Annotated in this window: 6 protein-coding genes; 5 read left to right on the top strand and 1 reads right to left on the bottom strand. The window is 60.7% G+C overall.

The window, feature by feature from the left end:
* Positions 1 to 338: 338 nt before the first annotated feature.
* Positions 339 to 767 carry a DUF2262 domain-containing protein gene (locus BGIM_RS0131180; protein WP_020473596.1) on the bottom strand — a complete coding sequence of 143 codons (429 nt, stop codon included), beginning with the start codon at positions 765 to 767 and terminating at the stop codon, positions 339 to 341.
* A gap of 436 nt (positions 768 to 1203) precedes the next feature.
* Here BGIM_RS0131180 and BGIM_RS0131170 point away from each other — a divergent pair, with 436 nt between their 5' ends.
* From BGIM_RS0131170 to BGIM_RS0131150, 5 genes are all read left to right on the top strand, one after another.
* On the top strand, positions 1204 to 4659 hold the full coding sequence (locus BGIM_RS0131170; protein WP_020473594.1) for a response regulator: 3456 nt from the start codon (positions 1204 to 1206) through the stop codon (positions 4657 to 4659).
* A 14-nt stretch (positions 4660 to 4673) separates the two neighbouring features.
* Positions 4674 to 5501, top strand: a complete 828-nt coding sequence (locus BGIM_RS0131165; RefSeq protein WP_020473593.1) for a CheR family methyltransferase — start codon at positions 4674 to 4676, stop codon at positions 5499 to 5501.
* Positions 5498 to 6073, top strand: a complete 576-nt coding sequence (locus tag BGIM_RS0131160) for a chemotaxis protein CheB (RefSeq protein WP_020473592.1) — start codon at positions 5498 to 5500, stop codon at positions 6071 to 6073. Before BGIM_RS0131165 ends, BGIM_RS0131160 begins: the two co-directional genes overlap by 4 nt.
* Positions 6070 to 7704: a response regulator gene (locus BGIM_RS0131155; RefSeq protein WP_020473591.1), complete on the top strand. Its 1635-nt coding sequence runs from the start codon at positions 6070 to 6072 to the stop codon at positions 7702 to 7704. Before BGIM_RS0131160 ends, BGIM_RS0131155 begins: the two co-directional genes overlap by 4 nt.
* Before the next feature lie 71 nt (positions 7705 to 7775).
* On the top strand, positions 7776 to 9722 hold the full coding sequence (locus BGIM_RS0131150; protein ID WP_020473590.1) for an APC family permease: 1947 nt from the start codon (positions 7776 to 7778) through the stop codon (positions 9720 to 9722).
* Positions 9723 to 9796: the final 74 nt, after the last annotated feature.

Here is a 9796-nt window from a genome sequence, read left to right as displayed (position 1 = left end):
CCTGCGAACGCTGTGCCGCACTATCTCATAAAGTTAGAGGCTCTTAGCAAAAACAATCAACAAGCCGTATTTTCCTTGCGTAATAGCAAGGTCGAGTGAGGCTGTTTTTCGATCATTCTGTCGTCTGATAATGAGGAGGGCGCTCGTCGGAAAAAATCAAAATAACTCGACAGTTGATGAGTCAAAATTTGACTGACACCGCATGGCGGCGAACTGATCGCTTTCTCAATTCAAATCAATGTGATTCGGGCGGCCATCAAAACCAGCTCCCGCTTTTCATGTCGCAAATCTCTTGCATGCCGGAGATTCAACCTTTTTACATTTCCAGCAAAGTCACTTCAGCCGAAGAGGCTGGCATTGCGAAAGCGGCCGTTCGCGTCGAAATAGGCTGAAATGCTGTGCCCGGCAAACAGGTCCCCGTCGTCATACCACAGGTTGGGCGCGCCATCCGGGCCGAAGCCAATCTCGATCAATTCAATGCGGCGGGCAAATTCTTCCCGCGTGATCGGCCCCTCCTCGGTCCATTCCCGGTTGAAAACGGCCAGGTAATCGTCCGCAACCGCGAGCCGGGCTTGTTCTTCATTTCCTTGCACCCACGCCAGCCCTTGCCCGGCCAGCAACAGGGCACGGTCAAGCGGTTTGTCCGTGGGGTCGAGAACGAGTTTAACCCGTCGGCCCGTGCGCAGCATGGCTTGCCCTGTCCAAAGGTTCTGACTGTGGTCCCACGTCAGACGGCCCAGCAACGGGTCATCAATCGATTCACTCATGCGACTTGCCTCGCGTGGTTGGCTTCTCAGCGGGGGTAGGTGATATTCCGATTGCCATAGAAATCCATATGGCCCCACAGGACCAAAACGCCCCCGGTCGATGACGGGCATGATCAGACAATCGTTCGCGGCCCCGCTGCTTCAATCCAAAAAATGGCGAATCATTGAACGAGGCCGAACGACAACAACACGTTGATTGATCTTGGAGTCATGCCTGTCTACAATTTTTTGATGGCGAAACCCCTCAGAAACCGGCCATCAACCAGCCCCAGAATCAGCGGGGGATGATTCATGCGACATTTCACCGGATGAACCGGACAACCAGCATCGGATGCCGACCGATGATTCCGGTTCGGAGGGCGGGACGATTCGGAGGCTCGAATCGCCACGCCTTCCTTTAGGCTGACTGACCAAAACAATCCCGGACACTTGTTTAATGAACGCCCAAAACGCACGAAGCACCCCCGGCCATCGCGTTGGCACGGGCGCTTTCCCGGCCCTTGCCTTTGTTCTTTCCCTGTTTTTGGCCAGCGGTTTTGTCTCCTATTTCAACACGCGAACCCTCAGTCAGGGCGCCCGGCAAGTCGCGCACACCCAAGAAGTGTTGTCGGCGCTGGACGATGTTTTGTCGCTCGCCAAGGATTCGGAAACGGGTCAGCGGGGCTTCCTCATCACGGGGGATGATCGTTATCTTGCCCCGTATTCGACGGCGCTCACTCGCATTGACGAGCGCGTGGGCGAAGTCGAGCGATTGACCGACGACAACCCGGCCCAGCAGGCTCGCATTCCTGTCTTGCGCGCCCGAATCAATGTCAAACTGCGCGAACTTGAGGAAACTATCACTCTCCGCCGGGCAACAGGCTTCGAGGCGGCCAAGGCGGTGGTGGTTTCTGATCGCGGCAAGAACGCGATGGATGAGATTCGCACCCAAGTAATGGCGATGCAGCAAGAGGAAAAAACTCTTCTGGCCCGCCGTTTGGATGAACTGGATGCCGCTTTCCGGGCGGCCGTCACTGGCGGTATTCTGACAGGCGTGCTGGGGGCGGTTCTGGCCACCGTGGTGGCCTACCTGATGCGCCGGGCCGCGATATCGCGCTGGCGGCAAGACTGGCTTCAATCCGGTCACATCGGCCTGACCGAGTCGATGGTCGGCGACCCCCGGCTCGAACCGTTGGGGGAAAAAATCCTCCGGTTTTTGGCCGAATACCTCGACGCCCATGCCGGCGTCCTTTATGTCCGCGACGGTGATGTTTATCACCGGACGGCCACCTATGGCGTTCCCCTCATTGATGGCATCCCCAAGAGCTTTGAATCGGGCGACCGCCTGCTCGGCCAGGCGGCGAAGGACGGCCGGACGTTTCTTGTGCGGGATGTGCCCGATAATTACATCGCCGTGGGGTCGGTGCTGGGGCAGGGAAATCCCCGGCATCTCCTCATCGTTCCCATGAAACAGGACGATTCGGTGAACGCGGTGCTTGAACTGGGGTTCATTCACCCGGTCACCGGGGATGTCACCGCGTTGTTCGACCGGGTGGCCGAGCCGGTCGGGATGGCGATCCGGACGGCAAAGGATCGCGCCCGTCTGCAAAATCTACTGGAGGAGACGCAACGACAATCTGAAGAGCTTCAAGTTCAGGGCGAGGAATTGCGGGTTTCAAACGAGGAGCTGGAGGAACAGGGCCGCGCGCTTCGGGAGTCCCAAACGCGGCTGGAGAATCAGCAGACCGAACTTGAGCAGACCAACGCGCAACTGGAGGAACAAACCGTCATGCTGGAGGCCCAGCGAGATGACGCCAGCAGAGCCCGGTCGGAGCTTCAGACTCAAGCCCGCGAATTGGAGCAGGCCAGCCGGTACAAGTCCGATTTTCTCGCCAATATGTCTCATGAATTGCGCACGCCGCTGAACTCGTCGCTCATTCTCGCCCGATTACTCTCGGACAATCCCGAGGGAAACCTGACGGCCGAGCAAGTGCGGTACGCCGAGACGATTCGCTCCGCCGGGAACGACTTGCTTGCCCTGATTGATGACATCCTCGATTTGTCGAAGATCGAGGCCGGGCACATGGATATTCGGCCGGAATCGCTGCGGCTGACCCGGTTGACCGAGGATCTTGTTCGCACGTTCCGGCCGGTCGCGGAACAAAAGGGGCTGGTGTTCCGCACGATCTTGCTGCCGGGTTGTCCCGAGTCCATCACCACCGACCGGCAGCGGTTGGAACAAGTTCTGAAAAATCTGCTGTCAAATGCCCTGAAGTTCACCGAGAAGGGCGAAGTGGAGCTATCCGTCGGCCGCGATGCTGACGGGCGGGTGGCGTTTTCCGTCACCGACACCGGCATTGGCATTCCCGTGCATCAGCAACAAATGGTGTTCGAGGCTTTCCGACAAGCCGACGGGACAACGAACCGCAAATACGGCGGAACTGGTCTGGGATTGTCCATTTCACGACAGTTGACGTGGCTGCTGGCCGGCGATATCCGGTTGGCCAGTGACCCCGGCCGGGGCAGCACGTTCACCGTGACCATCCCGGAGGTCTACGATGTCTCCCTTCGGCAAAATCGCGCCAAACCGGCTATTTCCTCGGCTTCGCCGACAACCCAGCCGCCGCTTCCCCCCGCCTCCGGCATCCGCACCGAGCGAATCTCTGCTCCTGGAACGGTGGTGCCCAGACGGATGGAAGACGACCGCGAGCGTTTGAGCGGGGCCAAACGGGTCATTCTTGTGATTGAGGATGACGAACCATTCGCCCGCATCCTTTATGATCTGGCTCACGAGCTTGGTTTCCAATGCTTGATCGCCGAAACGGCCGAAGAAGGATTGGCTTGCGCGGCACAATATTTGCCCAATGCCGTGGTGCTGGATGTGGGCCTTCCCGACCATTCCGGCTTGTCGGTCTTGGATCGGCTGAAGCATGACGCCCGCACCCGGCATATTCCGGTGCATGTGGTCTCGGCGTCGGACCATAGCCGGACGGCAATGGAATTAGGAGCCGTGGGGCATATGCTCAAGCCGGTTCGCCGGGAAGAACTGGCGGGAGTGCTGGAAGGCTTGGAAAACCGATTGTCCCAACGAATGCGGCGGGTCTTGGTGGTGGAGGACGATCCGGTCCAGCTTGACAGTCTGAGAAAACTCCTCGGCTCGCGGGAAGTCGAGACGGTCGGAGTGGGAAGCGTGGCGGCGTGTTTGGAGCAACTAAAGGGAACAACCTTCGATTGCATGGTGCTGGATCTGTCGCTGCCGGACGCCTCCGGGTATTCGCTGTTGGAGACGCTTAGCCGCGAGGACACCTATGCGTTCCCGCCGGTGATCGTGTACACCGGCCGGGATCTTTCCTTGGACGAGGAGCAACGCCTGCGGCGTTATTCCAAATCCATCATCATCAAAGGGGCCAAATCTCCGGAGCGATTGCTTGACGAGGTCACGCTGTTCCTGCACCAAGTGGTGGCGGAACTTCCCCTCGAAAAGCAGCGGATGCTGGAGAAAGCCCGGAGCCGCGACGCCGCGATTGAAGGGCGGAGGATTCTGGTGGTCGAGGATGATGTTCGCAATGTGTTTGCCCTCACAAGCATTTTGGAGCCGCGCGGAGCGGTGGTCCAGATCGCCCGCAACGGCCGGGAGGGGCTGGAGGCGTTGGAGAAGTCGCTGCAAGACCCGGCCAAAACCATCGACTTGGTGTTGATGGACGTGATGATGCCCGAGATGGACGGCATCACGGCGGTTCGAGAGCTTCGCAAGAACCCCGAATGGAAAAAATTGCCGGTGATTATGCTGACGGCCAAGGCAATGAAAGACGATCAAGAACGATGCGTGGAAGCCGGGGCCAGCGACTACATGGCCAAACCACTGGATATTGACAAACTCCTCTCGCTTGTCCGCGTGTGGATGCCCAGGTGAGAAGGAATCCGACGGTGATCAACAAGATCGAAGACATCGAGATCCGGCTGTTGCTGGACGCCATCTTTGAGAAGTATCACTACGACTTCCGGGGCTACTCGACGGCCTCTGTGAAACGCCGGCTCCATCAGGCCGTGGAACGACTCGGTTGCCGGACGTTCTCCGTGCTTCAAGACCGGGTGTTCCATGACCCGTCCATTCTTCCGGAGTTGCTTTCCTTTCTCACGGTGCAGGTGAGCGAGTTGTTCCGCGATCCCGCCTATTTTCGGGCGATCCGCGAACTGGTGGTGCCGCATCTCAAGACGTATCCGTCGCTCAAGGTCTGGGTGGCGGGATGCGCCGCTGGCGAAGAACTCTATTCGCTCGCCATCCTGTTCCGCGAGGAGGGGCTTGAGGATCGCACGTTGTTTTACGGCACGGACATCAACCCGGCGGCCCTGCGAAAAGCCGAGGCCGGGGTCTATGAACTGGAGCGAATCCCCCTCTTCACGGAGAACCACCGGCGATCCGGCGGGAAGACCTCTCTTTCCGATTACTACACCGCCGCTTACGGCGCCGCCGTCTTTGACAAGACGTTGCGCCGCCGGGCGGTGTTCTCCGATCATAGCCTCGTCTCGGATGCCGTTTTCGCCGAGGTGCATCTCGTTTCCTGCCGCAATGTCCTGATCTACTTTGACCGCGATCTCCAAGACCGCGCCATCGGCTTGTTTAAGGATTCCCTGACCCGGAAGGGTTTCTTGGGATTGGGGGCCAAGGAGAGCCTGCGGTTTTGCAAGCATGCCGACGCATTTGCCGAGTTCGCCCGCGAGGAGCGGATCTACCAGATGCGAGGTGTGTCATGACCGGGCCTTCCGCCAGGGCGGTCGTCATCGGCGCTTCGTCCGGGGCCTTGGAAGCCCTCCTCGGCATCCTGCCGGGGCTTCCCAAAGGTTATCCGTTACCAATCATGGTGGTCGTTCATGTGCCCCCTGACCGCAAGAGCCTGCTGGCCGAGATACTTGGCATGAAATGCCGCATGGGAGTCCGGGAGGCGGAAGACAAAGAACCTGTTTGCGCGGGCACGGTGTATCTGGCGCCGCCGGATTATCACTTGCTTGCGGAGACAGAAAATTGTTTGTCGCTCTCCAGCGAGGAGCCGGTTCATTATTCCCGCCCCTCGATTGACGTGCTGTTTGAATCGGCCGCCGATGTGTATGGTCCGGGCCTGATCGGTATCATTCTCTCGGGCGGCAGCGACGACGGCGCCAGGGGACTGCAAGCCATCCGGCAAGCCGGCGGAACGGCGCTGGTTCAGCGGCCGAGTCTGGCGTTGGTCCCCGTGATGCCGCAGGCCGCCTTGGACGTCTGTCCCGATGCCCGTTCTTTGTCTCTTGAGGAGATCACGGCCTGTTTGCTGGAGGCCGCCACCGTATGACCACCGCCGCCATTGATCCCGTTTACTTCCTTCTAGTTGATGATTTGGAGGAAAATCTGCTGGCGTTGGAAGCGCTGTTGCGCCGCGACGGGCTGGTGTTGTTGAAGGCCCGCACGGGTTCGGACGCCTTGGAATTATTGCTTCGCCATGAGATCGCGCTGGCGCTGGTCGATGTTCAAATGCCGGGGATGGACGGGTTTGAACTGGCCGAGTTGATGCGCGGCACCGAGCGAACCCGCCGGGTGCCGATCATCTTCCTCACCGCCGGGAATTCTGACTGGAATCGCCGGTTTCGCGGTTACGAGGCCGGGGCCGTGGATTTCCTGCACAAGCCCTTGGAACCCGACATTCTCCGAAGCAAGGCGGGCGTGTTCTTCGAGTTGGGCCGCCAGAGGCAGGAACTCGCGCGGCAACGGGACGAACTGCGGACGGCGACCGAGGAGAACGCCCGGTTGTTGCGCGAGAGCCGAAAACATGCCGAGGCCCTCGCGGAGGCAGGCCGTCGCAAGGATGAGTTTCTGGCGATGCTGGCGCATGAACTCCGAAACCCGCTGGCCCCGGTTCGGAATGCCGTCGAGATTTTGAGGCTGGCCGCGCCGACAGAGAAGGCCGCCTACAACGCCCGCGAAATCATCGCCCGGCAGGTGGCCCACATGGCCCGTCTGGTGGATGATCTTCTCGACGTCGCCCGCATCGTCCGGGGCCAGATCCGTCTTCTTCCCAAAGAATGCGACCTGGCCCAATTGGTCCGGCAAACGGCCGAGGACCATCGGCCAACGCTGACGAAAGCCGGGTTGACCCTCGGGGTATATGTTCCGGATCGGCCGCTGCCGGTCTCCGGCGATCCCGTCCGGTTGGCGCAAATGGTCGGGAACCTGCTTCACAATGCCGGCAAATTCACCCCCTCCGGCGGGCGGGTGGAGGTGACAGTGGCCTCCGATTCCGCCAGCGATTCGGCCATCGTGACCGTGCGAGATAACGGCACCGGCATGGATTCCAACGTGCTCGCCGGATTGTTTGAGCCTTTCAACCAAGGCGTTCAAAATCTGGACCGCAGCCAGGGGGGATTGGGCCTCGGACTGGCCTTGGTGCGGGGCCTCGTCGAATTGCACGGCGGCTCCGCGACCGCCGAGAGCGAAGGGCTGGGACTTGGCTCGACATTCACCCTGCGGCTGCCAATGACGAGCAACGTCGCGGCTGACCATTCGCCGACGGCTGGTCAACCGGAAACACTGGAGGTCAGCGGGCTGGGAATACTGGTGATTGAAGACAATCAGGACGCCGCCGAAAGCCTGCGGATGTTGCTGACACTATTAGGCCATCGGGTCAATGTGGCGTTCGACAGCCAAACGGGGTTGGCGGCGGCTCACGAATTTCGGCCGGACGTGGTGTTGTCGGACCTTGGCTTGCCGGGCGGGACCGACGGATTCGGCGTGGCCCGCGCGATGCGAGCCGATCCGGCGCTCGCCGGGGCATACCTGATCGCCCTCAGCGGGTACGGCCAAGAAGAGGACCGCCAACGGACACAGGAAGCCGGGTTTGACCGCCACTTAATCAAACCTGTGGAACTCGATTGTTTGCAGGAAACACTCGCCGCCGTGCCTCGCCGCGACCGATTATCGCGAGTCTAAGCGAAGGACATTCCTCATGGCGCCTAAATTGCGACCACTCCCTGACGATTCCCACGAACTCGCAGAAGGCCATGAATTCTTCACTTGACGAAACTCCCGCCCGCGGACGAGTTCTCCGCTGGTTCTTGGACGGGGTTGACACTCGCGGGGTGGCCGGTCCCCACGCCCGCGAACCGGACAATGGCACGAACTCCTGGTATCGGGTGATGTGCCTGACGGGCGTTGATTACTTTTCGACCCTCGGTTATCAACCCGGCATCGCCGCCCTCGCCGCCGGATTGCTTTCGCCGGTAGCGACTCTCTTCCTCGTTGCCCTCACCCTTTTCGGGGCGTTGCCCGTTTACTGGTATGTTTCGAGAAAAAGCCCCCACGGGGAAGGGTCCATTGCCATGATGGAACATCTTCTGCCTTGGTGGCAGGGGAAGCTCTTGGTTCTTGTCCTGCTCGGATTCGTCGCCACCGACTTCACCATCACCATCACGCTTTCGGCCGCTGATGCGACCGCCCACCTGCTCGAAAATCCGTTCTGCCCCGGTCCTCTCAAGGGGCAACAAGTCTTGGTGACGCTGGCCCTCGTCGGCGCCCTCGGGATGGTGTTCTTGCGCGGGTTCAAAGAGGCCATCGGCGTCGCGGTCGTATTGGTCGCGGCTTACCTCGCCTTGAACGCGGCCGTCGTCGGGTACGCGCTCCAGAAAGTGGTGTTGCACCCGCACATCCTGGCCGACTGGCAGCATCATTTGTGGGCCTCGCATGGCAGTCCGTGGGCGATGGCCGCCGTTTCAATTCTGGTGTTCCCGAAACTCGCGCTCGGCCTCTCCGGGTTTGAAACCGGCGTCGCCGTGATGCCGCTGGTCCGGGGCGCCGACACGGACACCGAGGCCAACCCGGCGGGGCGGGTGCGAAACACACGAAAGTTACTCGTCACCGCCTCCGTCATCATGAGTCTGTTTCTCATCGCCAGCAGCGTCGTCACCACAGTGCTGATCCCGGCCGAGGAGTTCCAACCCGGCGGCCGGGCGAACGGCCGGGCACTTGCTTATTTGGCGCACGAGCTTCTGGGCGAGTGGTTCGGAACGGCTTATGACACCGTCACCATTTTCATCCTCTGGTTCGCCGGGGCGAGCGCGATGGCCGGGCTGATCAACATCGTCCCCCGCTATCTGCCCCGGTACGGCATGGCGCCGGAGTGGACGCGGGCGGCCCGCCCGCTGGTTCTCCTCTTCACCACGGTGTCGGTGGTGATTACGCTTGTCTTCCGCGCGGATGTGGACGCCCAGGCGGGGGCCTACGCAACCGGCGTTTTGGTCCTCATGACCTCCGGGGCGACGGCGGCCGCGATTTCCAGCCGCCGGGATGGCTTCCGGTGGGCGCCTTTTGGTTTTTGGACGGTGGCGCTGGTGTTTCTTTACACACTGGGGGCCAACATCATTGAGCGGCCGGACGGGGTGAAGATCGCGGGCTTGTTCATCGCCGGAATCATCGTCGTGTCCCTCGCCTCTCGGGTGTGGCGCACGCTCGAACTCCGGGTCGCCAGTGTTGACTTCGACGACACCGCCCGGCGCTTCCTGTCAGAACTCGGAGACCGCCCGATCCATCTGTTGGCCCACGATCCGGCTCATCCCCTCCCGGCCGACTATGCGGCCGACGAGGCCGATCAGCGAGGTGACTTCAATTTGCTCCCCGGCGAACCCGTCCTGTTTCTCGAAATCTATGTTCGAGACGCCTCCGACTTTAGCGATGTGCTGCATGTGCGCGGAGTGGAGATCGGCGGCCATCGCGTCCTTCGCGCGGACGCGACGGCGATTCCCAACGGGATTGCCGCCCTCCTGCTGGACCTCCGGGACTCCACCGGCAAACGCCCGAGTGTTTATTTCAACTGGGGCGAGGGAAACCCAATCCTCCATCTCATTCGTTATTTGTTCACCGGCCACGGGGATGTGCCGCCCCTCACCCGCGAGATTCTTCGCCGGGCCGAGCCTGATGCGGGTCGCCGCCCGGCGGTTTATGTCGGTGTGTGAACCAAGGCGTTGTTCGGCGACGATTTGAAATCGCCGGAATCCCTTGAAACGATGCCGTCCTCGCCAGGCTATTT

Origin of the sequence: Zavarzinella formosa DSM 19928 (assembly GCF_000255705.1) — a bacterium.
Lineage (GTDB): Bacteria > Planctomycetota > Planctomycetia > Gemmatales > Gemmataceae > Zavarzinella > Zavarzinella formosa.
This window is presented reverse-complemented; position numbering and strand designations above follow the sequence as displayed.

Bases quoted from the DNA above. Each gene is read 5' to 3' on its own strand.
- BGIM_RS0131155 (WP_020473591.1), top strand. From the start codon at position 6,070: ATGACCACCGCCGCCATTGATCCCGTTTACTTCCTTCTAGTTGATGAT.
- BGIM_RS0131160 (WP_020473592.1), top strand. From the start codon at position 5,498: ATGACCGGGCCTTCCGCCAGGGCGGTCGTCATCGGCGCTTCGTCCGGG.
- BGIM_RS0131170 (WP_020473594.1), top strand. From the start codon at position 1,204: ATGAACGCCCAAAACGCACGAAGCACCCCCGGCCATCGCGTTGGCACG.
- BGIM_RS0131150 (WP_020473590.1), top strand. From the start codon at position 7,776: ATGAATTCTTCACTTGACGAAACTCCCGCCCGCGGACGAGTTCTCCGC.
- BGIM_RS0131180 (WP_020473596.1), bottom strand. From the start codon at position 767: ATGAGTGAATCGATTGATGACCCGTTGCTGGGCCGTCTGACGTGGGAC.